Here is a 22,672-nt window from a genome sequence, read left to right on the forward strand (position 1 = left end):
GCGCAGGCTCAGTCCGCCGCGCCATAGGCAAGGGGAGCGAGGCGCTCCAGTTCCGCGTCCGTGAACAGCCGCGAGCGGGTGAGGAAGCGCTGGTCGCGCCCGTTCTCTAGGCTGAACATGCCGCCGCGCCCGGGCACCACGTCGATGATCAGCTGGGTGTGCTGCCAATACTCGAACTGCGACGGGCTCATATAGAACGGCGCGCCGCCGATCTCGCCCATCCGCACGTCCTTGTCTCCGACAATGTAGTCGCCTTGCGCGTAGCACATGGGGGAGGAGCCGTCGCAGCAGCCGCCGGACTGATGGAACAGCAATCTGCCGTGCTCATTGGCCAGCGTCGCGATCAGCGCCAGCGCCGCCTCGGTGGCAAGGACGCGGGGGATGGTGTCTTCGGCCGGGTGGGCGGGGGCGTCGGTCAGCGTGTCCATGGAAACTCCCGTGAAAGCTCCCTCTCCCCGTCGGGGAGAGGGCTGGGGTGAGGGGCGTTCGCGCTGCCCCTCACCGACCCGCTTCGCGGGCCACCTCTCCCCGATGGGGAGAGGCAAGCTCATGCCGGCTCGCTCAGAAGAAGCCGAGCTTCTTCGGGCTGTAGCTCACCAGCATGTTCTTGGTCTGCTGGTAATGGTCGAGCATCATCTTGTGGTTTTCGCGACCGATGCCGGACTGCTTGTAGCCGCCGAATGCCGCGTGAGCGGGGTAGGCGTGGTAGCAATTGGTCCACACGCGGCCGGCCTGGATGGCGCGACCGAAGCGGTAGGCGCGGTTGCCGTCGCGGGTCCACACGCCGGCACCGAGGCCGTAGAGCGTGTCGTTGGCGATGTGGAGCGCTTCCGCATCGTCCGTGAAGGTGGTCACGGAGACGACCGGGCCGAAGATCTCCTCCTGGAAGATCCGCATCTTGTTGTGGCCCTTGAACACGGTCGGCTTGACGTAATACCCGCCGGCGAGGTCGCCGCCGAAATTGTTGCGCTCGCCGCCGATCAGAACCTCGGCGCCCTCCTGCTTGCCGATATCGATGTAGGAGAGAATCTTCTCCAGCTGCTCGGAGGAGGCCTGGGCGCCGATCATGGTCGCCGGGTCGAGTGGCGAGCCCTGAACGATGGCTTCCACCCGCTTCAGCGCCTTCTCCATGAAGCGGTCATAGATGCTTTCCTGGATCAGCGCGCGGCTCGGGCAGGTGCAGACCTCGCCCTGGTTGAGCGCGAACATGACGAAGCCCTCGACCGCCTTGTCGAAGAAATCGTCATCCTCGGCCACCACGTCGGCGAAGAAGATGTTCGGCGACTTGCCGCCCAGTTCCAGCGTGACCGGGATGAGGTTCTGGCTGGCATACTGCATGATCAGCCGGCCGGTCGTCGTCTCGCCGGTGAAGGCGATCTTGGCGATGCGGCTGGAGGAGGCGAGCGGCTTACCGGCCTCAAGGCCGAAGCCGTTGACGATGTTCAGCACGCCCGGGGGCAGCAGGTCGGCGATCAGTTCCGCCAGCACCAGGATGGAGGCCGGGGTCTGCTCAGCCGGCTTCAGCACGACGCAATTGCCGGCGGCCAGCGCCGGGGCGAGCTTCCACACCGCCATCAGGATGGGGAAGTTCCACGGGATGATCTGCCCGACAACGCCGAGCGGCTCGTGGAAATGATAGGCGATGGTGTCGTGGTCGATCTCGCTGATGCCGCCTTCCTGGGCGCGCACGGCGCCGGCGAAATAGCGGAAATGGTCGATGGCCAGCGGCATGTCGGCCGCTGTGGTCTCGCGGATCGGCTTGCCGTTGTCCCACGTTTCGGCGAGCGCCAGGAGGTCGAGATTATCCTCCATGCGGTCGGCGATCTTGTTGAGGATGATCGCACGCTCGGCGGCCGAGGTCTTGCCCCAGGCGTCCTTGGCGGCATGGGCGGCGTCGAGCGCCTTCTCGATATCGTCAGCGTCGGAGCGGGCGATCTCGCAGATCTTGCCGCCGGTGATGGGCGAGGTGTTGTCGAAATAGCGGCCGGCGACCGGCTCGACGAACTTGCCGCCGATGAAGTTGCCGTAGCGGGCTTTAAAGGGCGACTGCTTGGTGATGGCGATTTCTGGCTTGTTCATTGGATCCTCCCAGACTGGGACACTCAATATTGCAGCGGGCGTGCCAGACTGTTTCCGCAGTGCACAAAATCGTTATTGCGGCACGGCAAAGGATTGGAATTGCTCGCAATGGAGATGTACTCGCGCAGGGTTGAGGATGATACCGATGGACGCGGGCTGAAAACTTGGTGCAGACTGCCGGAAAGAACAACAAGACCTGCGACATGTGTGGCATTTTGCAACACTCCGGGAGGATCGCATGCGCCAAGAGGCCTCGCCGCGCGCCGTGCTGGCGGCGCGCAAGCAGTTCTTCCAGCTCGGCCTGCACGACAGGCCGCTGGCGGCGCTGGTACCCGAGCCGATCCTGCGCTCATGGAAGCGCTGCGCCGAGCGTGGGCTCGACAGCGCCGCTCTGCCGCGCCTCGAGCCGTTGACCGCCCCTGAACTCAACGCCATTTCCGAGCGGCACGAGCGCCTGCGCCGGCTGTGCCGGCCGGAAATCGAAAGCCTCTATGCCGATGCGATGCAGACCGGCTGCGTGGTCATTCTCACCGATGCCGAGGGGCTGATCCTCGACGCGCTGGGCAATGCCGATTTCGCGGCCCGGGCGGCGCAAGTGGCGCTGCGGCCCGGCGTGCTATGGGGCGAGGCCTCCACCGGCACCAATGCGGTGGGCACGGCGCTGGTCGAAGGCCGGCCGATCTGCGTGCATGGCGGCGAGCACTATTATGACCCGCACGGCATTCTGAGCTGTTCGGCGGCGCCGATCCTCGATCCCTATGGCCAGACGGTCGGGGCGCTCGACATGTCCGGCCCGGCGGCGGTGGACCATCGCCACGCGCTCGGGCTGGTGCGCCTCGCGGTCGAGCAGATCGAGCATCGTTTCTTCGACGAGGATTTTGCCGGCCGCCGGGTGCTGCGGCTGCAGGCCGACCGGGCGCTGCTCGGCACCTCGCGCGAGGGCGTGCTGGTGTTCGAGGACGACCGGCTGGTGGCGGCGAACCGCGCCGGGCTTGGGCTGGTCGGTGCCGACTGGTCGGCGCTTGGCGAAAAGCGGGCCGGCGATTTGCTGGAGCGGCTGCCCGGCACGGCTGGCGAGACGCAGGCGCTGCGCGGGCGCGGCGGCGGGCCGCTCTATGGCCGCTTCGAGGGCTCGGGCGCGGGGCCTCAAGCCGCGCCGAAGCAGCGCCCGGCGCGCCGCGAGGAGGGGCCGCTGCTCGGTGCCGAGGAGCGGGCGGCGCTGGCGCGCGCGGTGCGGATGGTCGGCGCCGATGTGCCAGTGCTGATCCGCGGCGAAACCGGCACTGGCAAGGAACTTGCGGCGCGCGAGATTCACCGGCTGAGCGCGCGCGGCGGCGGGGCCTTCGTGGCGGTGAACTGCGCCGCCATCCCAGAGACGCTGATCGAATCCGAGCTGTTCGGCTATGAGGACGGCGCATTCACCGGCGCCCGCCGGCAGGGGCGGCGCGGGCTGCTGCGCGAGGCCGATGGCGGCGTGCTGTTTCTCGACGAGATCGGCGACATGCCGCTGGCGCTGCAGTCGCGCCTGCTGCGGGTGCTGCAGGAGCGCGAGGTCGCCCCGCTCGGCGGCGGCCGGCCGGTGAAGGTGGATTTCGCCCTGCTCTGCGCCACCCATCGCGATCTGCGCCTGCTGGTGGAGGCCGGCAGCTTCCGGCAGGACCTGTATTTCCGCATCGCCCATTACACGGTGGAACTGCCGCCGCTGCGCCGTCTGCCGGACCGGGCGGAAATCGTGCGCGCGCTGTGGCGTCGGGTGGTGGAGGATGAGCGGCTGACACTCTCGGACGGCTGCGAGGCGCGGCTCGCCACCTATGACTGGCCGGGCAATTTCCGCCAGCTCTCCGGCACGCTGCGCGCCCTGGCGGCGCTGGCCGACCCGTTCCGCCCCGTCGGCGAGGACATGCTGCCGCCGGAGATTCTGGCGGCGCCAATGGGGACGGCCCCGGCGGGCACGCTCGACGCGCTCACCGTCGAGGCGATGCGGCAGGCGGTGGAGGCCTGCGGCGGCAATGTCTCGCAGGCCGCCCGTCGGCTGGGCGTCAACCGCTCGACGCTCTACCGGCGGCTGTTCCACGCCTGAGCCGGCGGCGGCAGGGCACCGGCAGGGAACTCGCGACGATCCGGCCCGTTACCTCCTGACATGTTCATGGAGGCCGCCCGATGGTTCTTGATCCCCGCAAGCTCGACCAGAACCCCGTCGTCGTCGATCCCGCCAATGTCGACGCCGTGCTCGAAGACCGGACGACGGCGGTGTCCGATCCGCTCAAGCCGCCGATGGGCGAAGTGGACAACGACAATAACCCCACCGATGGCGAGCCGTCCGCCCGCGACGGCGGACGCTTCGCGCCCGATACCGTGAAGACGGTCGACGGCTCGCTCGACGGCACGCCGAAGAAGCCGGACGACCCGCGCCGCTGAACGCGGGCGGGCAGACCCTCACAGCTCGGTCGGCGGCGGGTCCTTCTTGGGCGCGGCGTCGTTGCCTTCCACCCGGTCGCGATAGAGCGAGGCGCTGGCCAGCAGCATCAGCGTGACCGGGGTGGTGATGGTGACGAACAGGCCGATAAGCACCTCGTGCACCAGCGGCCGGCCCTGCAGCACCGAGAAGCAGATCATCGAGGCGACGAGGATCAACCCGGTGCCCAGCGTAGCGCCGAGCGAGGGGGCGTGCAGCCGGGCGTAAAAATCCGGCAACCGCCACAGCCCGATCGAGCCGAGCAGCGTCACCAGCGCGCCGGCCACCAGGAAGAACGAGACGAGAATGGCCGCCCAGAGCGGCAGGTCCGGCGCGCTCATTCGATCACCTCGCCGCGCATCAGGAACTTCGCCAGCGCCACCGTGCCGACAAAGCCGAGCAGGCCGATGACCAGCGCCGCCTCGAAATAGAGCGTGGCGCCGCTGCGTATGCCGAGGGTGACGAGCAGCAGCATCGCGTTCACATAGAAGGTGTCGAGGCCGATGATCCGGTCCTGCGCCCGGGGGCCGCGCATGAAGCGCAGCACGGCGCAGGCCATGGCGAGGGTCAGCAGCACCTGCGCCAGCGTGATCGACCAGCCGAGGATGGCGACGCTCATTCGAAAATCTCCATCAGCAGGCTCTCATAGCGCTCCTTGATGGTCCGCACCCAGTGCCTGTCGTCCACGAGGTCGAGCACGTGCAGCATCAGCACGCGCCGCGAGGGGTCGTAGCGCACCCATTGCGTGCCGGGCGTGCAGGTGAGGATGATGGCCAGAACGGCAAGTCCATAGGGGCTGGTGAGGTCGAGCCGCAGGCTCATGAAGCCGGCATGGGTGCGCCGGTCCTCACTGCCGAGGATGATGCTGCCGACCGCGAGATTGGAGCGGAACACGTCGAGGAAGACCCGTCCGGCGAGGCGCGCCATCGCGCCGGGCCTGCGCAGCCGGCCGGCCGGCGGGTCCAGCGCCACCATCGTCCAGCAGCCGCCGAAGGCGATCACTGCGCCGAGCAGGATCTGCCCTGCCGACAGGCTCTGGGTCATCAGCAGCCACATGCCCAGCAGCGCCAGGAACAGCAGGGGGTAGGGCAGAACGCGCTTCAGCCGGGTCATGGCGGGCCTCCCGCGGGGCCGTGCCCACTGGCGCGGGGATCGCTGGTGATGTGGCCGGCGGGGCGGTCGCCGAGCACGTCGCGGGCATATTCGCTCGGCCAGTACAGGATCTGCGCGGTGGCCTCCATATAGCGCATGACCGGGCCGCCGGCGAAGGTCATCGCCGCGCACAGGAACAGCAGCGCCCCCACCGGGATCGCCTCGATGGCGCGCACGCGGGGAATCTCCGTCTCCGCCGGCACCCAGAGGGTGCGGATGCCGTTGCGGGTCATGGCGATCAGGGTCGCGAGGCCCGACAGCATCAGCAGCGCGACGAAGGACCAATGGGCGAAGGGAATATCGCCGGCCTCGTTCAGCAGCGCCGACAGCATGGCGAATTTGGCGATGAAGCCGGAGAGCGGCGGCAGGCCGGCCAAAAGCGCCGTCGTGGCCAGGAAGGCGCCGCCGAGCACGGCGATGGTGGCGGGAATGGCGACGCCCACCTCCTCGTCCTCGTCCTCGACGTCCTCTTCCGGATCGCCGAAAATCTCCAGCGTGACCGCGAGCACGTCGGCGCCCGCCGCCTGGCCGCGCTCAATCAGCTCGACCAGCAGGAAATAGGCGCTGATCGCCAGGGTGGAGGTGACGAGATAATAGAGCGCGCCTGATATCACCGCGCTGTTGCCGGTGCCGATGGCGGCGAGCAGCGTGCCGGAAGAGATCAGCACCGAATAGCCGCCGAGCCGCTGCATCGACTGCGAGGCCAGTACGCCGATGCCGCCGAACAGGATGGTGGCCATGCCGCCATAATACAGCCAGAGCGCGCCAAACTCCTCCGAGGCGCCCGCCTCGTCGCCGAAGCACAGCAGGAACAGCCGCAGGATCACATAGATGCCGACCTTGGTCATGATCGCGAACATGGCGGCGATCGGCGCGCAGGCGGCGGCATAGGTGGTCGGCAGCCAGAAGCTGAGCGGCCACATGCCGGCCTTCACCAGGAAGGCGACGCCGAGCACCGCGGCGCCCGCCTCCATCAACGTGCGCGAATCCGGCGACAGGGTCGGCACGATCCGGCTGAGATCGGCCATGTTGAGCGTCCCGGTGACGCCGTAGATCACCGCTACGCCGACCAGGAACAGCGACGAAGCGACAAGGTTGATCGGGATGTAGTGCAGCCCGGCCCGTACCCGCGCCGTGCCCGAGCCGTGCAGCACCAGCCCATAGGAGGCGGCGAGCAGGATCTCGAAGAACACGAAGAGATTGAACAGGTCGCCAGTGAGGAAGGCGCCATTGAGGCCGGTTAGCAGCAGCAGGAACAGGGTGTAGAAGCGCGGTCCCGCCTTGTGCCAGCGCGCCATGGCGAACAGCAGCGTGGCGCAGCCCAGCACGGAGGTGAGCAGCAGCATCAGCGCCGCCAGCCGGTCCACCACCAGCACGATGCCGAAGGGCGGCGGCCAGTTGCCCAAGGGGTAGACGATCATGGTCGACCAGCGGTCGCCATTGGGCAGGCCGACCAGCACCACCAGCGTCACCGCAATGGCCAGCAGCGCGAAGACGGTGACAAGGCTGAGCGACATCTTCAGCAGGCGCCGGCGCTCGTCGAACAGCAGCATGAAGGCGCCCACCGCCAGCGGCAGCAGGATCGGCAGGATGGCGAGATGGTCGAGAACCGGGGTCATCTGTCCGGCTCCCGCCCATCGACATGGTCGGTGCCGGTGCGCCCGCGCGCTGCCAGCAGCACGACCAGGAACAGAGCCGTCATGGCGAAGCCGATGACGATGGCGGTGAGCACCAGCGCCTGCGGGATCGGATCGGCGATCGCGGTCGGGTCGCCGACGCCGCCAGGTGCCAGGATGGGCGGGGAATCAACGCGCAGCCCGCCGCCGGCCATGGCGAAGATGAACAGGTTCACCGCATAGGACAGCAAAGCGAGGCCGATGATGACCTGGTAGGTGCGCGGGCGCAGCAGCAGCCACACGCCCGACGCGGTGAAAAGGCCAATGCCGATGGCGAGGACGATTTCCATCAGTCGCCCCCCTCATTGACCTGGGCGGCGCGCGAGCTGCGCAGCGACTGGTGGGCGAGGGCGATGAGGATCAGCACCGTGGCGCCGACCACCAGCGCGAACACGCCGAGATCGAACAGCAGTGCCGAGGCTGCCGGCATCTTGCCGATGAGCGGCAGCTCCACATACTGGAAATGCGAGGTGAGGAAGGGATAGCCGAACCACCAGGAGCCGACGCCGGTGGCGCAGGAGGTGAGCAGGCCCAGCCCCATCCAGCGCAGCGGCAGCACCCGCAGATGGTCCTCCACCCAGCGCGCCCCGCTCGCCATGTACTGCACCACGAAGGCGATGGAGAGGGTGATGCCGGCGGCAAAGCCGCCGCCCGGCAGATCATGGCCGCGCATGAACAGATAGACCGCCATGACCGCGATCACCGGGAACAGCCAGTGCATGATGAGGCGCGGGATCAGCATGTAGTCGGCCACCGTGTCGCCGGGCGAGCGGTCGGGGGAGGCTTCGTCATAGGCGTTCTGGATGCGTTGCTGCTCCGGGGTGCGGATGCTCTCCGGGGCGGGGCGGAAGCGGCGCAGCAGGGCGAAGACGGTGAGCGCGGCCAGGCACAGCACGACGATCTCGCCCATCGTGTCGAAGCCGCGGAAATCCACCAGGATGACGTTGATGATGTTGGTGCCGCCGCCTTCGGAATAGGCGCGCTCGACGAAGAAGCGCGAGACGCTTTCGGTCAGCGGGCGGGTCATCAGGCAATAGGCCAGGAAGGCCATCACCCCGCCGAGCGCGCAGGCGATGGTGATGTCGACATAGCGGCGCAGCAGCACCTTCAGCGGCGGGCGCGTGGGATAGACCTCCTCGATGCGCTTGGGCAGCCAGCGCAGGCCGAGCAGCAGCAGCACCGTGGTCACGATCTCCACCAGCAGCTGGGTGACGGCAAGGTCCGGGGCCGAGAGCCAGACGAAGGTGATGCAGGTGACGAGCCCCGCCCCGCCCACCAGCACCAGCGCGGCGAAACGGTGATACTTGGCCTGATAGGCAGCGCCGAGTGCGCAGGCCCCGCCGATCAGCCACAGCAGGGCGAAGGCGGGCGGCAGCGGCGTGCCGGGCATGTTGCCGGTGCCGACGGCGCCATTGGCGAGGAAGGGCGCCAGCGCCGCCACCACGGCGAGGCTGATGACGATCCGCATCTGCGGCTGCAGGCGCCGCGTGCCCAGCGCATTCTCGCCCGCGCGCGCCCATTGCCAGGAGAGTGTCGCCAGCACCTTCTCGAAAATGCGCTGGCCCTTGAAGTCGCGCAGGATCGGCGGGCCCTCTATGCCGCTTTCGAGGTAGCGGCGCAGGCCGAGATACAGCACCACGCCGCCGGCCATGGCGATCAGGCTCATCATCAGCGGCAGGTTGAAGCCGTGCCAGAGCGCCAGGCTGTAATAGGGCGGGGTGGCGTCCAGCAGACCCTTTACGGCCGTGGCCAGCACCGGGCCGACAGTCAGGCCCGGCACGATGCCGATCAGCAGGCAGATCAGCACCAGCAGCTCGATCGGGAAGCGCATCCAGTGCGCCGGCTCGTGCGGGCGGTGCGGCAGATCGATGGGCGGCGGCCCGAAGAATACGCCGAGGATGAAGCGCAGCGAATAGGTGACGCTGAACACGCCGGCGAGCGTCGCCCAATAGGGCAGGCTGTCGTCGAGCAGCGAGCCGGTATGGTCGGCCACCGCCTCGGCGAAGAACATTTCCTTGGAGATGAAGCCGTTGAGTAGTGGCACCCCGGCCATGGCGGCGGCGGCGACCATGGCCAGCGTGGCGGTGAACGGCATGTAGCGGTAGAGCCCGCTCAGCTTGCGCAGGTCGCGGGTGCCGGTCTCATGGTCGATGATGCCGGCCGCCATGAACAGCGAGGCCTTGAAGATGGCGTGGTTCAGCGTGTGGAAGATCGCCGCCACCGCCGCCAGCGGGCTGCCGAGGCCGAGCAGAAGGGTGATCAGCCCGAGATGGCTGATGGTGGAATAGGCGAGAAGTCCCTTCAGGTCCTGCTGGAAGATGGCGATGAAGGCGCCGAGCAGCAGCGTCACCAGCCCGGCCGGCACCACCATGTAGAACCAGGCATCGGTGCCGGACATGACCGGCCACAGCCGCATCAGCAGGAAGATTCCTGCCTTCACCATGGTGGCCGAATGCAGATAGGCCGAAACCGGCGTCGGCGCCGCCATGGCGTGCGGCAGCCAGAAATGGAACGGGAACTGCGCGCTCTTGGTAAAGGCGCCGAGCAGGATCAGCACCAGCGCCGGAACGTAGAGATCGCTCTGGACGATGAGGTCGCGCGATTCCAGCACCTGGTCGATGTCGTAGCTGCCGACGATGCGCCCGACCAGCAGCACCCCGACCAGCAGGCAGAGCCCGCCCGTGCCGGTGACGGTGAGCGCCATGCGGGCGCCGTCGCGCGCACTGGCGCTGTGGTGCCAGTAGCCGATGAGCAGGAACGAGAACAGGCTGGTCAGTTCCCAGAAGAAGACCATCTGGATGAGATTGCCCGACAGCACGATGCCGATCATCGAGCCCATGAAGGCGAGCAGGAAGGAGAAGAAGCGCGGCACCGGGTCTTCGCGCGACATGTAGTAGCGGGCATAGAGCACGACGAGCGCGCCGATGCCGAAGATCATCATCGCGAACAGCCAGGCGAGGCCGTCGAGCCGCAGGGTGAAGTCGAGCCCCAGCATGGGCAGCCAGGACAGCCAGAACTGCACCGGCGTGCCTTCCGCCACCATGGCGTAGAGCCAGATGGTGATCCCCATCCCCGCCACCGCCACGCTGCCCGCCAGCACCGCCGCGGCATTGCGCGCATGGGTCGGCAGAAACCCCGCAGCGAGGCTGCCGAGAAACGGCAGAAGCAGCGCGACGAGGAGAAGCGTGTCATGCGGCATAGGTAGCGGCAGCCTCCTTGCGGGCGGTGAATCCTAGAGTTGTGCGCGTGCGTCTTGCGAGATGTCGCCCATTATGGTTGATTTGGTCGTCTTCACGCAAGGCAGAAACGATGGAACTTGCGCCCGAACAATGCCGCGCGGCACGTGGGCTTCTCGACTGGACGCAGGAGCATCTGGCCGAGCGCGCCGGGGTGTCCCGTAGCACGGTGCGCGATTTCGAGCGGCATCGCCACGTGCTGCACAGGGGCACGGAAACCCTGCTGGTTCGTACCCTGCAGGACGCCGGCGTGATGCTGTTGCCGCCCGGCGAGCATGGGCCGGGGGTGCGGATCCGCTGAAGGCCATGGCGCTCAGCGCGACGCCTCGCCCCGGCCCCTCGTGGCCTCATTCGTGATCTCGCAAATAGCCTCCCTCATGGCCGGGCTTGACCCGGCCACCCAGGCTTTCACGCGCCGTGCCGGTGGCGGGGCTGGGTCCCCGGGGCAAGCCCGTGGATGAGGGAATCAGCGGCCATCGGTCAGGGCCGGTCGAGTTGCCCCCCTCACTTCCACATCGCCCGCATCCGCGCGCCGATATCGACCGCCGCGCGAGGTTCACCCGGTCGGCCGGCGGCTTCCGCCTGCGCCGGCGGCCAGCTGGCCATGGCGAAGCGGCCGAGGATGGTGGGCGGGATGAAGCGGGTGCGGGCGGCGTAGACATGGCGGTCGCCGCGCGCGGCCTGGCCATGGGTGAAGAAGCGCTGCGGCAGCAGCAGATGCAGGCTGTCCTTCGCCCGCGTCATGGCGACGTAGAGCAGGCGCCGCTCCTCCTCGATCTCCTCGCGCGTGCCGGTGCCGAGATCGCTCGGGATGCAGCCATCCACTGCGTTGAGCACGAACACCGATTTCCATTCCTGCCCCTTGGCGGAATGGATGGTGGAGAGGATGAGATAATCCTCGTCGCGGTGCGGCGGCCCAGCCTCGGCGCTGGTGGCATCAGGCGGGTCGAGCGTCAGCTCGGTGAGGAAGCGGGCGCGGGAGGGGTAGCTCGCGGCGATCTGCGCCAGCTGAACGAGGTCGGCCTGCCGGCTGCCGGCATCCTCGTGCAGGCGCTCCAGCAGTGGCTCGTACCAGGCGCGCACCAGATCGAGCTCGCCCGGCCAGCCGGCGGCATTCGCCTTCAATTCGCGGGCCATGGCGAGGAAAGCCGGCCATTCCGTCTCCGCGCGCGCCGGCGGCGTGACCGCTTCCAGCGCCGGCAACAGCGTGCCGGCGGCGTCGACCACGTCGAGAATGCGCGCGGCGGTGGCGGGCCCCAGACCGGAGAGCAGGCGCAGCACGCGGAAGCCTGCCACGCGGTCGCGCGGGTTCTCGACGAAGCGCAGCACGCCGAGCACGTCCTTCACATGGGCGGAATCAAGGAACTTCAGCCCGCCGAACTTGACGAAGGGAATGTTGCGGCGGGTCAGCTCCACCTCCAGTGGCCCGCTGTGATGAGCGGCGCGGAACAGCACCGCCTGCTGCTTCAGGACGATGCCGTCCTCGCGGTTCTCCAGCACGCGGGTGGCGATGAAATTGGCCTGTTCGATCTCGTCGCGCACGCTCACCAGCACCGGGCGCTCGCCGGTGGCGCGCTCGGACCAGAGATTCTTGGCGTAGCGCTCGCTGGCGAAATCGATCACCGCATTAGCGGCGGCGAGGATGGGCTGGGTGGAGCGGTAGTTCTGCTCCAGCATGATGGTGTCGGCGCGGGGCGTGAAGTGGCCGGGGAAGTCGAGAATGTTGCGCACTGTGGCGGCGCGGAAGGAATAGATCGACTGCGCATCGTCGCCGACCACGGTGAGGCCGCGCCCGTCGGGCTTCAGTCCCAGCAGGATCGAGGACTGAAGCCTGTTCGTATCCTGATACTCGTCGATCAGCACATGGTCGAAGCGACGTGAGATCTCGCCCGCCAAAGCGGGCTCGCCCATCATCTGCGCCCAGTAGAGCAGCAGATCGTCGTAATCGAGCACGTTCTGGCGCTGCTTGGCTTCGACATAGGCGGAGAAGATCGCCTTCAGCTCGTCAGTCCACCCGGCGCACCACGGGAAGGCGCGGCCGATCACCTCCGGAAGGGGTTGCTCGGCATTTACCGCGCGGGAATAGATGGCGATGAGCGTACCCTTGGTGGGAAAGCGCTTCTCGGTCTTTGAGAAGCCGAGTTCATGGCGGATGAGGTTGATCAGGTCGGCGCTGTCCTCGCGGTCGTGGATGGTGAAGTTGGGGTCGAGGCCGATTTCCAGCGCATGGTCGCGCAGCAGGCGGGCGCCGATGCCGTGGAAGGTGCCGGCCCAGGTCAGCCCCTCGGTCAGTGCCCTGGCGTCAGGGCCGATCACCCTTGCGGCGATGCGCTCGACGCGGCGCGCCATCTCCGCCGCCGCCCGGCGCGAGAAGGTGAGCAGCAGAATGCGACGCGGATCGGCCCGGTTGACGATGAGATGAGCGACGCGATGCGCGAGCGTGTCGGTCTTGCCCGAGCCCGCGCCGGCGATGACCAGCAGCGGCCCGCCAATCACCTCGCCATCGCCGGTGATGCCATGTTCAACCGCTCGCCGCTGCTGCGGGTTGAGCTTGTCGAGATAGGCGGCGGGGAGCATGGGCGGACGAATCTCCGGGAGCGGACCTGCTGCCCACAGAGCACGTTTCGCGTTTTGTTCCAATCGCACGGCGCTGCGGGTGGCGGCGGGCCGGGCCGCCGTCTACGCTTCTCGCCCCGCCAACGCAGTGAGTGTGAGCCGTGGTCAGCCGTGAGGATATTCTTCTGAGGGATCTGCCCAAGAGCAGCAAGGTGATCGAGATCGGCCCGAGCTTCTCGCCTCTGGCGCCAAAGCGGGACGGGTGGAACGCCGTCGTCGTCGATCACGACACGCGCGAGGGGCTATTTGCGAAATATGACGGCGATCGCAATGTGCCGGATGCCAGCCGTATCGAGGAGGTCGACGTGGTCTGGCGCGGCGGTTCCATCGCCGACGCGCTGCCGTCTGCCGAGCTTGGCACATTCGACGCCTTCATCGCCAGCCACGTCATCGAGCACACGACCGACATCGTCAGCTTCCTGGACGCCGCACAGCGACTATTGAAGCGGGAAGGCGTGGTGATCCTGGCGGTGCCGGACAAGCGCAAATGTTTCGATTTCAACCGGCCCGTCTCGACTACCGCAGGCGCTATCGCCGCCTTTCGGGAAAAGCGCACTCTGCACACGCCGGAGAGCTACTTCGACTTCATGGCGTTCCATACGTGCAAAAGCGGGCCGCCGGGATGGGCAGGCGACGACGCCACGCCCCAGACATTGCAGATCCCGTTCGACCACCTGCTCCCAGCCTGGGACATGATGGCGACAGCGACCTCCTATATCGACAACCATCAATGGGTGTTCACGCCGGCGAGCTTTGAGCTGATGGTGCTGGAATTGGCGGAGCTGGGCTTTCTCCGACTGCGCGTCGAGGCCATTCAACAGGCGGTCGCGACCGAATTCTATGCTTGGTTGCGTCCGGGACGGGAGGCGCATTCCCCGGAGGAGCTTCAGCTCAAGCGGCGCCGGCTCATGGACGGCGTGGTGATCGATCTTGCCGAACAGTCGCGTCAGATCGCCGACAGCCCGTTGAATCAGGCGGTCGCGCGCATCGCCGCGCTCGAAGCCGCCGAACAGCCAGTGGCGCGGAAAACCGCGCAGCTTGCCGAGCTGAGCGCGTTGAAGAAGGCCATTCCGCGCTGGGCGCGAAAAAAGATCGTGGCCTGGTATGCTCGGCGCGCGGCACGTTCGCCCGGCCGCTGAGCTTCCCCGCAGATGAAAAAGCCGCCCCGGGGAGAGGCGGCCTTTCCAGTCAAGTAAGGGTCACTATGCGATCAGCAGGGGGTCTGCTGGCTGGTGCAGTCGCGGTCGGAGCTGGTGTCGCCCGGCCGGTCGGCATTGGCCGGAGCGGCCGCGCCGGCATCCGTGCCCATGGTGGTGCCGGAGGTGGTGTTGCGACCTTCCGAAGAGTTCATGCCCGAGCCCGCAGCCGGGTTCATCCCGCCGGCCGTGCTGTCGGTGGTGCCCGAGCCGGTGGCATTGCCGCCCGTATTGGCGCCAGTGCTCGACGACGAGCCGTCCGAGCCGGAGCTCTGGGCGAAAGCCGGGGCGCTGAGAGCAAGCATCGCGGCGAGAACGGCCGCAGAAGTCGTCTTGACGTTAATCATAGGATATCCTCCGGTTTGTGTGAGGAATAATCCTGAAGATTACGTATGGTTCCCGAGATAAATTAGTTAGATCGACCTTAACTTGCTACCATTCGACTGCATAATAGTAGCTATCCGCGCGCTTTTCGCCAGATAATACCGCTGATGCATGATGATAGCACCGGTCAATGCGCCGGGGAGGGCAGCCCGACGCGAGGCGAATGTCGCCAAGAGGCACGTACAAGCCGATCAGCCCACGCCGCCAGCCGATCCGACAAGGTGTCGTCGATCATAGAATTAGGGCGCGCGCGGAAGGCGCGCCCCGCGAGCGCCTCAGTTGTCGAACATCTCGTCGGCGGCGGTGATGAGGCCGATCGTGGGATTGGCGGCACAGTATTCGCCGAGCTTGCCGGCATTCTCGACGAATTTGTCAGTGTCGATGACAGGCGGGGCATCGACATCCTTGTAATAGGCGTCAAGCCAGGCGAGCGTCAGCATGATCTCGGTCTTGTCGCTCTCCAGGAACTGCGCGCAGGTCGTGGTGGAGAGGTCGATCTTATCCGCCAAAGCGGTGTGGGACAGGCTTGCGGCGGCAGCGCTGGCAAGGGCGAAGGCGAGGGCGAGCTTTCTCATGGATCAACCTGGGGGGTGAGCGGTGGCACGCACAAAGCTACCATGCCACCACGCAGCGCGCCACGCGCCCCCGCGTCTCAGCCGCGCTTGCGCACGAATTCGGTGCGCAGGACGAGGCCCTTGATGCCCTCGAAGCGGCAATCGATCTCTTCCGGATTGTCGGTGAGGCGGATGGTCTTGATCACCGTGCCCTGCTTCAGCGTCTGGCCGGCGCCCTTCACCTTCAGGTCCTTGATCAGCACGACGGAATCACCGTCCTCCAGCACGGTGCCGGAGGCATCGCGCACTTCAGGCGCGGCGGTGGCCGCGGCTTTCAGTTCCGAGGCCGGGCGCCATTCGCCGGTGGCTTCGTCATAGACATAGGCATCGTCTTCGTCGGCCATGCGGGCCTCCATCGGTCGTCTTCAGGGATCGAAGCGAAGAAGGCGGAGCCCGCGGCCCCGCCTTCTGCTCTTTTGCGGCGGATGACCGGCGCGCGTGGCGCGGCCATCGGTTCGTTGCCCGCTCAGGGGATCTGCCGCACCGCGCCCTTGGCGGCGCTGGTGGCGAGCGCGGCATAGGCCTTGAGCGCGGTGGTGACGTTGCGCTTGCGCGGCGTGGCGGGAACCCAGCCCTTGGCCTGCTGCTCCACGCGGCGGGCGGCGAGCTCAGCCTCGTCCACCGCGAGGTGGATCCGCCGGTTGGGGATGTCGATCTCGATCACATCGCCTTCGCGCACCAGTCCGATCGTACCGCCTTCCGCCGCTTCCGGCGAGACATGGCCGATTGACAGGCCCGAGGAGCCGCCGGAGAAGCGGCCATCGGTGATGAGCGCGCATTCCTTGCCGAGGCCCTTCGACTTCAAATAGCTGGTCGGGTAGAGCATTTCCTGCATGCCCGGCCCGCCGCGCGGGCCCTCATAGCGGATGAGCACGATCTGGCCCGGCTTCACCCGATTGCCGAGAATGCCGGAGACGGCGTCGTCCTGGCTCTCGAACACCCGGGCGGTGCCGGTGAATTTGAGGATGCTCTCGTCGACGCCGGCGGTCTTCACGATGCAGCCATCCTCGGCAAGGTTGCCATAGAGCACGGCGAGGCCGCCATCCCGGGAGAAGGCGTGTTCGAGATCGCGGATCACGCCCTTCTCGCGGTCGAGATCGACCTCGTCATAGCGGGCGGCCTGGCTGAAGGCGACCTGGGTCGGCACGCCGCCCGGCGCGGCGCGGAAGAATTCGTGCACCGCCTCGCTGGCAGTGCGCTTCACGTCCCAATGCTCCAGCGCCGCGCCGAGAGAGGTGGCGTGGATGGAGCCGACCGAGGTGTCGATGAGGCCGGCGCGGTCGAGCTCGCCGAGAATGCCCATGATGCCGCCGGCGCGGTGGACATCCTCCACATGCACGTCGGGCACCGCCGGGGCGACCTTGCACAGCACCGGCACGCGGCGCGAGAGCCGGTCGATATCGGCCATGGTGAAGGGCACTTCGCCCTCATGGGCGGCGGCCAGCAGATGCAGCACGGTGTTGGTGGAGCCGCCCATGGCGATGTCCAGCGTCATCGCGTTCTCGAACGCGGCGAAGCTCGCCACCGAGCGCGGCAGGATGCTGGCATCGTCCTGCTCGTAATAGCGGCGGGCGAGATCGACGATGGTGTGGCCCGCCTCCACGAACAGCCGCTTGCGGTCGGCGTGCGTCGCCAGCGTCGAGCCATTGCCGGGCAAAGCGAGGCCGAGCGCCTCGGTGAGGCAGTTCATCGAATTGGCGGTGAACATGCCCGAGCAGGAGCCGCAGGTCGGGCAGGCCGAGCGCTCGATCACCGCCACGTCTTCTTCCGAGATCCGGTCGTCAGCGGCGGCGACCATGGCATCGACCAGGTCGAGCGCCTTGGTCTTGCCGTTCAGCACCACCTTGCCGGCCTCCATCGGGCCGCCGGAGACGAAGACGGTCGGGATGTTGAGGCGCAGCGACGCCATCAGCATGCCGGGGGTGATCTTGTCGCAATTGGAGATGCAGACCATGGCGTCGGCGCAGTGCGCGTTGACCATGTACTCCACGCTGTCGGCGATCAGCTCGCGCGAGGGCAGCGAATAGAGCATGCCGTCATGGCCCATGGCGATGCCGTCATCGACCGCGATGGTGTTGAATTCCTTGGCGACGCCGCCCGCCGCCTCGATCTCCCGCGCCACCAGCTGGCCGAGGTCCTTCAGGTGGACATGGCCGGGCACGAACTGGGTGAAGGAGTTGACCACGGCGATGATCGGCTTGCCGAAATCGCCGTCCTTCATGCCGGTGGCGCGCCAGAGGCCGCGCGCCCCGGCCATGTTGCGCCCATGGGTGGTCGTGCGGGAACGATAGGCGGGCATGGAATTCCTCCAAACTCTTTGCCGCGCTTATGCCCCCCGTCGGCGTATCGCGCAACCGTTTAGGCGGCGCTGGAAGCGTGCCGGCCTCAACGCCACCTGAACCGCCGCTCGCGGCAGAGTTGGCCGACCAGGCACTGCGCCTCGTCGCGGGTCTCGATCCAGGCCGGCTTGGAGCGCTTGGAGGTGCAATAGCCGGCATCGGTGACGAAACGGTCATACAGGTTCGGCCCGGTGCCGATGACCACCGCACCCTCGCGCTGCACCAGAGCCCGCGCCTGCGCGCAGCTCATGGCGAGCGAGTTCGGTCGCGCCTGCGCGGAGGCGGGCAGGAGAAGGCCGAGAAAAGCGGCAAGAACGGCCGGCAGAAAGGCGGAGGTGAAGGAAGGGGCATTCATCAATGGGCCTCGTCTTTTCTCTCTCCATCGGCGGAGCGTCGCCCTGGAAATGACGCCGGGCTGCCGAAGGTCAAGTGCCGACGCCGGCGGAAGCGATCACACAAGCGCGCGTCCCCCGTACCGGGTTCAAGCCTACCGAGGGCACGTCCGCAGGCTTCGGTAGATCGTTGAAAGAAGATTGGTGGGCCCGGTAGGACTCGAACCTACAACCAGACCGTTATGAGCGGCGCTACCGAGATACAAAATCAAGCGTTTTCAACGCTTTTGAGAGGTGTTCGGGTGCGTTTGGCAACGCCTTTCGGTGTCGTATCGGTGGAGATTCGGTGGAGATGATGCCGTCAATGCTACCGCCAAATCGAAGCGCTGGATTCGGGCCTCGAACCCATTGCCGACGGAATTCCGCGCGCCACGGCGCTGGGCACGACACAGACCTTAGGACTGTGGGCCACTAACAGCCGCAAATTAAGTACGTCGCCGGTGTTCGACGCTATCTTGTCAGCAACAGCGGAGCACACACCTACCTCCCCTTTCCACCATTCACCCGCCGGCTCGTCCGCGCGGGAAGGAGGCTTTATGCACGTCATTTCAACCCGCCGGGCTGCGGTGGGTTCGCGAGCGCTCGCCATCGTCGATGTCGACGCTGGCGGTCTACGCGTCTTCAATGTTGAAATTTGCCGCGGCAGCGACGGACGCCTAAGGGCCTGGGCGCCGAAGATTCGCGGCGAGCAGGTCGCGGCCTTCGCGCCGGATATAGCCGACAAGATTGGTCGCGTCGCTTTGGCGGCGCTGGAGGGCGGTGCCAAATATGCAGGCTAATAGCGCCGCAGCCGACATCCTGCACCTCCCCGCCCGCGCCGTTGTACTCGGGCGTGTGCGCCAAATGCGGCAGGCTCTCTACGGCGAAACCGCACTGTTCCCTGTCACTCCGTCTGGCGACCTCGATCAAGAGCGCCTAGCCGTCGAAGGCTTCGATTTCCATACCGGAAATCTGGACTCGCTCTCTGATGCCGACCTACCGCGGCTAGGCGTGCTCGTCGACACCTTCAAACGATTTATCCCCGAGGCGCCGCTCGGCGTGCGTATCGCGGTGCTCGATCGGGGTGGCGACGTGCAGGTCGAGCAGATCGATCACCTCGAGCCGTATCCTGCAGCCACCGAGATGGTCCGCAACGCCATCCGGACCGGCATTCCGCTGCTCGCCAAGGCGGACGTGTCTCGCAGCATGGCGGTGGCGCTGGCGGGGGCTGCTTGGACTCTCTTGCCAGCCGAGAGATTTGACGAGATCTGCGCTCGACTTGAGCAGCAATACCCCCAGGCTTCTGATAAGCGCATCGAGCGCATGGCGACGCGCGAGATACACAGCCACGAAGTCGCGGCGGCAGCGTCTGCGCTACGCATCCCGCATGAAGCCGCCGACGATATCCTCGAGCGACTGCCGACCCTCGACCCAGCCGTATGGGCAGGCAAGCCCGTGCCGCGCCGCGAGTGGTTCCTGCCGGGGCTCATCCCGGCGCGGACGGTCACGCTGCTGAGCGGCGACGGCGGGACGGGCAAGTCGCTGCTCGCGCATCAGCTCGGCGTCGCATCCGCGCTCGGTGTCTCAACTGCAGGCCTGCACCCGACCGAAGGCAAGGTGCTGTACCTCGCTGCCGAAGATGATGCCGATGAGCTTCACCGGCGCACGGTGGACATCGTAACGGCTTTGGGTGGCGATCTCGCTGATCTCGCAGGCCACATGCTCATCGCGCCGCTCGCCGACCAGGACGCCACTCTTGCCGCTCCAGGGCGCGATGGGGTGCTGCTCTTCACTCGGCTGCACGCCGCCCTCGAGCGGCTGGTCGAGACGTTCGCGCCGGGGTTCGTGATCTTGGACACCGCTGCCGACCTCTTCGCTGGCGACGAGATCAAACGCAATCAGGTGCGGACCTTCATAGCCGCGCTGCGGAAGTTGGCGCTTAGGACAGACTGCGCCGTACTGCTTCTGGCGCATCCATCCGTCAGCGGCATGCAGTCAGGTACTGGAACGTCGGGTTCAACCGGCTGGTCGAACTCCGTGCGGTCCCGGCTTTACCTCACCCGGCCGACAGGAGACGGCGAAGATCCGAACGCGCGTGAACTGACGGTCATGAAAAGCAACTACGGCGCCGTCGGCGACAAGGTCCGCGTGCGCTGGGAAGCCGGTGCTTTCGTGGCTGACTCGCTCATGGAGCCGGCCATGATGGGCGTCATCAACAAGAAGGTCGATGACCTGTTTGTGGCCCTGCTGTCGAAATTCAACCGCCTAGGGCAGCGCGTCGGTGTATCGACGGGAACCAGCTACGCCCCCGCCAAAATGGCAAAGCACGACGACGCCAGGGGGTTCAATAAGCGGCAGCTGGAACAGGCTATGCAGCGGTTGCTGGAGGCAGGGACGATCAGGCTGATCTGGGAGGGACCACCCTCTCATCAGCGTCAAAAGCTGATCGTCACCGCCGATGATTTCGGGCCGGATCGCATACCGTCGGCCTGATTCCACCGCCCTTCCACCGCCCTTCCACCGGCTTCCACCGGGGTGTGTTCCACCGCCCCCTATAACCCCCATGGCGGTGGAACACCCACCGCCGCGGTGGAAGCCGCGGCTGGCGTTCCACGACGTTTGAGCTTAGTGATTGTCGAAGTCGTTGAACGGCGCGCTCAGCGCGATAGCGCAGTACATCTCAAGCAATGCCTGCCGGGTCGGGTCATCCTCCTGGACAAAGCGAAAATCCATCTTTTGAATTCTGAGCTTCGCTTCATAGAAGGCGGCCTTAAAGGTAGGCTCTTGCGATAGCCATTTCCGTGTCCCGTCGCCAGGGCGATATGAAACAATGGTTCGTCCTGTAGCCTTCCGCGCGAGCTTAAATGCGAAAGGTGCAGTGTTGGAGTCCGCCGACGGGCGAGTATGCATGCCGTAGCGCTTTCTCAAGGCATTGGACCGGCCAACGTAAAGATGGTCCGATCCATCGCTAAATAAATAGACCCCCCTGGGCGGCATGTTTGGAGGCAAGCCCTGATGGTGCGATGGTGACGAGGCCATGAGCTCTTCGAACTTAGGATGCAGTGCATTGACGTGCTGGGCGAATTTCTCGTTCATAATTCTGTGGGTCTCTTCTCTTATTTGATTCCAGCTTAGAACAATAGACGCCTCAGCTGAGACAGATGTTAGCGCGACAGCTTCGGCTCGCGAACAGCGCCATAGTCGTCAGGCTCGGCTATTTTGTCCCACCGCCAACAGGCTCGCGCAATATGCTCTTGTTGCATGTAGTCAAGGAAAGAGACCGAAACAGCAAACCACAGATTGTAACTCGCCGATTTAATGAGGGATACTTCCTTGTCAGACAGATTTATCGGGAAATATATATATTCTTCTATTTTGTCATTTACTAAAATGAATATAGGAACAGATGACTCTTCCGCAGTTGTGTATGAAATTGTAGTTGGCCTCGCTGAAGAGACGACGTAGCCACACTTAATATTTTATACTTCGCATGGAGTTCGGCCAAAGTTGCCTATTTTTATGCGTAGAAGAGACATGTACTTAGTTGGAAGTCCATAAAGTTGCCCTGATACGAACGGTACCCTGGGAGCCACCGGTTGCTCAGTGAACACCAATTCCGGTTCGAATATTCGGAGAATTGGCTGCTCTAGCTTAATTGCTGCGTTAGTCGCAGCTTCGGCCGCCAATGCCGCTTGTTGCGTAAATCGACCGATGCGTATTTGGTAAACACCAAACACAACCGCAGCTGTCGCCGCAACAGCAGCTGAGATCGCGGAAACGAAGTTGCTATTGGCTGCTACCCAGTCTTGAAAAAAACACCAGGCTTCTAACACGGCCACCATCATATTCAGTTGCGTCTGGCTACCATGAACTGTTGTACCGCTGATTGTCCACTAGGGGCCCTTCCACTTCCCTCGCGGACGCCAGCCGCCGCGCTTCCGCGTCCCCGGCACGCGCAACTAAAATCCCGAATCTTTGATTATTTAGGGGGGCGGGAATCCAACGTTCACAACGATTCCACGCGGAAATAAATGTTGAAAACTCGCGGGCTCACGCGTGAAGGACCAGCACCGGCCCTCAGGTCGAAGGGGCGGGAGAGAAGTCGGGTGCCCCCCCTTCGTGGCCGGCCGCTTAGGACAACTCACGACCTCCAATCATATTCCGCACGCATGCCGGTGCTGGCGCCTATTTGGCCAGTAGAAGGTCACGGCGCGGTGCCTGATCTAGAGGGCTTGGCATGCAACTCGACGGACGAACAATCCGCTCACCAACAGAACACCGCGCCGTCGTGTCCACATGCGGCGCCCGGCGCGGTGATGTCCTGGCCTGGCCAACCGCCGAGCGACTTCGGCATGATCCCTATCGGCTCGGGTTGCTGGTGCGGTGGCGAGATTTGATGGCCCCGCCCTCGGTCGGCGGCGAGCCGGACTCCGCGGACGACGGAAGGGCGCTGGTCATCTGATCTGATCCCCGAAAACTGGACCGTTTGAAGCTGGAGTTTTTCGCGCCAAAATCCCTTGGCTGGGAGGAGCGGAGACGATGAAGGCGAGCAAG

At 65.8% G+C, this 22,672-nt stretch carries 21 protein-coding genes; 6 read left to right on the forward strand and 15 right to left on the reverse strand.

Annotated elements, in window-relative coordinates; translation table 11 throughout:
- Window positions 1–8: 8 nt before the first annotated feature.
- Both J2S76_RS13940 and adh read right to left on the reverse strand, forming a co-directional pair.
- A complete protein-coding gene (locus tag J2S76_RS13940) occupies window positions 9–428 on the reverse strand; it encodes a DUF779 domain-containing protein (RefSeq protein WP_307061111.1) in 420 nt (139 codons plus the stop codon).
- A gap of 133 nt (window positions 429–561) precedes the next feature.
- Window positions 562–2,079, reverse strand: coding sequence for an aldehyde dehydrogenase (gene adh / locus J2S76_RS13945; protein WP_018387088.1), 1,518 nt, complete (start codon window positions 2,077–2,079; stop codon window positions 562–564).
- 238 nt (window positions 2,080–2,317) lie between these two features.
- Between adh and J2S76_RS13950 the strand changes: the two genes are divergently transcribed.
- Window positions 2,318–4,159 carry a sigma-54-dependent Fis family transcriptional regulator gene (locus J2S76_RS13950; protein WP_307061113.1) on the forward strand — a complete coding sequence of 614 codons (1,842 nt, stop codon included), beginning with the start codon at window positions 2,318–2,320 and terminating at the stop codon, window positions 4,157–4,159.
- An 80-nt stretch (window positions 4,160–4,239) separates the two neighbouring features.
- Window positions 4,240–4,497, forward strand: coding sequence for a hypothetical protein (locus tag J2S76_RS13955; protein ID WP_307061115.1), 258 nt, complete (start codon window positions 4,240–4,242; stop codon window positions 4,495–4,497).
- Window positions 4,498–4,515: 18 nt separating this feature from the next.
- Here the strand turns inward: J2S76_RS13955 and mnhG are convergent, their stop codons facing one another.
- From mnhG to J2S76_RS13985, 6 genes are read right to left on the reverse strand one after another with little or no spacing between them, the layout of a single operon-like run.
- Window positions 4,516–4,875, reverse strand: a complete 360-nt coding sequence (gene mnhG / locus J2S76_RS13960; RefSeq protein ID WP_091436096.1) for a monovalent cation/H(+) antiporter subunit G — start codon at window positions 4,873–4,875, stop codon at window positions 4,516–4,518.
- On the reverse strand, window positions 4,872–5,153 hold the full coding sequence (locus tag J2S76_RS13965; RefSeq protein WP_018387084.1) for a K+/H+ antiporter subunit F: 282 nt from the start codon (window positions 5,151–5,153) through the stop codon (window positions 4,872–4,874). Before J2S76_RS13965 ends, mnhG begins: the two co-directional genes overlap by 4 nt.
- Entirely contained in the window at window positions 5,150–5,647 is a 498-nt protein-coding gene (locus J2S76_RS13970) for a Na+/H+ antiporter subunit E (RefSeq protein ID WP_307061118.1), read from the reverse strand. The genes J2S76_RS13965 and J2S76_RS13970 overlap by 4 nt, the downstream gene beginning before the upstream one ends.
- Window positions 5,644–7,305 (reverse strand): monovalent cation/H+ antiporter subunit D, encoded by a 1,662-nt coding sequence (locus tag J2S76_RS13975; protein ID WP_307061120.1) that lies wholly within the window; start codon window positions 7,303–7,305, stop codon window positions 5,644–5,646. The genes J2S76_RS13970 and J2S76_RS13975 overlap by 4 nt, the downstream gene beginning before the upstream one ends.
- Window positions 7,302–7,652 (reverse strand): Na+/H+ antiporter subunit C, encoded by a 351-nt coding sequence (locus J2S76_RS13980; protein ID WP_307061122.1) that lies wholly within the window; start codon window positions 7,650–7,652, stop codon window positions 7,302–7,304. The genes J2S76_RS13975 and J2S76_RS13980 overlap by 4 nt, the downstream gene beginning before the upstream one ends.
- Entirely contained in the window at window positions 7,652–10,561 is a 2,910-nt protein-coding gene (locus tag J2S76_RS13985) for a monovalent cation/H+ antiporter subunit A (protein WP_307061124.1), read from the reverse strand. Before J2S76_RS13985 ends, J2S76_RS13980 begins: the two co-directional genes overlap by 1 nt.
- Window positions 10,562–10,671: 110 nt before the next feature.
- Between J2S76_RS13985 and J2S76_RS13990 the strand changes: the two genes are divergently transcribed.
- Window positions 10,672–10,899: a helix-turn-helix transcriptional regulator gene (locus J2S76_RS13990; protein WP_307061126.1), complete on the forward strand. Its 228-nt coding sequence runs from the start codon at window positions 10,672–10,674 to the stop codon at window positions 10,897–10,899.
- A gap of 203 nt (window positions 10,900–11,102) precedes the next feature.
- Here the strand turns inward: J2S76_RS13990 and J2S76_RS13995 are convergent, their stop codons facing one another.
- The gene (locus tag J2S76_RS13995; RefSeq protein WP_307061129.1) at window positions 11,103–13,175 is read right to left on the reverse strand and encodes an ATP-dependent helicase; all 2,073 of its coding nucleotides are present in this window, start codon (window positions 13,173–13,175) and stop codon (window positions 11,103–11,105) included.
- A 140-nt stretch (window positions 13,176–13,315) separates the two neighbouring features.
- Here J2S76_RS13995 and J2S76_RS14000 point away from each other — a divergent pair, with 140 nt between their 5' ends.
- Window positions 13,316–14,353: a class I SAM-dependent methyltransferase gene (locus J2S76_RS14000; RefSeq protein WP_307061131.1), complete on the forward strand. Its 1,038-nt coding sequence runs from the start codon at window positions 13,316–13,318 to the stop codon at window positions 14,351–14,353.
- 71 nt (window positions 14,354–14,424) lie between these two features.
- Here the strand turns inward: J2S76_RS14000 and J2S76_RS14005 are convergent, their stop codons facing one another.
- The 5 genes from J2S76_RS14005 to J2S76_RS14025 all read right to left on the reverse strand — a co-directional run bounded on the left by J2S76_RS14005 (window position 14,425) and on the right by J2S76_RS14025 (window position 18,102).
- Window positions 14,425–14,757 carry a hypothetical protein gene (locus J2S76_RS14005; protein WP_307061133.1) on the reverse strand — a complete coding sequence of 111 codons (333 nt, stop codon included), beginning with the start codon at window positions 14,755–14,757 and terminating at the stop codon, window positions 14,425–14,427.
- Between the two features lie 312 nt (window positions 14,758–15,069).
- Window positions 15,070–15,369 (reverse strand): HdeA/HdeB family chaperone, encoded by a 300-nt coding sequence (locus J2S76_RS14010; protein ID WP_307061136.1) that lies wholly within the window; start codon window positions 15,367–15,369, stop codon window positions 15,070–15,072.
- Window positions 15,370–15,446: 77 nt separating this feature from the next.
- On the reverse strand, window positions 15,447–15,752 hold the full coding sequence (locus J2S76_RS14015) for an alkylphosphonate utilization protein (RefSeq protein WP_307061139.1): 306 nt from the start codon (window positions 15,750–15,752) through the stop codon (window positions 15,447–15,449).
- 122 nt (window positions 15,753–15,874) lie between these two features.
- Window positions 15,875–17,707: a dihydroxy-acid dehydratase gene (gene ilvD, locus J2S76_RS14020; RefSeq protein ID WP_307061140.1), complete on the reverse strand. Its 1,833-nt coding sequence runs from the start codon at window positions 17,705–17,707 to the stop codon at window positions 15,875–15,877.
- A gap of 86 nt (window positions 17,708–17,793) precedes the next feature.
- Window positions 17,794–18,102 carry a hypothetical protein gene (locus tag J2S76_RS14025; protein ID WP_307061143.1) on the reverse strand — a complete coding sequence of 103 codons (309 nt, stop codon included), beginning with the start codon at window positions 18,100–18,102 and terminating at the stop codon, window positions 17,794–17,796.
- A 573-nt stretch (window positions 18,103–18,675) separates the two neighbouring features.
- Here J2S76_RS14025 and J2S76_RS14030 point away from each other — a divergent pair.
- Both J2S76_RS14030 and J2S76_RS14035 read left to right on the forward strand, forming a co-directional pair.
- The gene (locus tag J2S76_RS14030) at window positions 18,676–18,918 is read left to right on the forward strand and encodes a hypothetical protein (RefSeq protein WP_307061145.1); all 243 of its coding nucleotides are present in this window, start codon (window positions 18,676–18,678) and stop codon (window positions 18,916–18,918) included.
- Entirely contained in the window at window positions 18,908–20,611 is a 1,704-nt protein-coding gene (locus tag J2S76_RS14035; protein ID WP_307061146.1) for an AAA family ATPase, read from the forward strand. The genes J2S76_RS14030 and J2S76_RS14035 overlap by 11 nt, the downstream gene beginning before the upstream one ends.
- A 132-nt stretch (window positions 20,612–20,743) precedes the next feature.
- Here J2S76_RS14035 and J2S76_RS14040 read toward each other — a convergent pair whose 3' ends face one another.
- Complete coding sequence (locus J2S76_RS14040) at window positions 20,744–21,214, reverse strand: GIY-YIG nuclease family protein (RefSeq protein WP_307061148.1); 471 nt, start codon at window positions 21,212–21,214, stop codon at window positions 20,744–20,746.
- Between the last annotated feature and the right edge of the window lie 1,458 nt (window positions 21,215–22,672).

It is taken from the genome of Ancylobacter vacuolatus, from assembly GCF_030813595.1.
Lineage (GTDB): Bacteria > Pseudomonadota > Alphaproteobacteria > Rhizobiales > Xanthobacteraceae > Ancylobacter > Ancylobacter vacuolatus.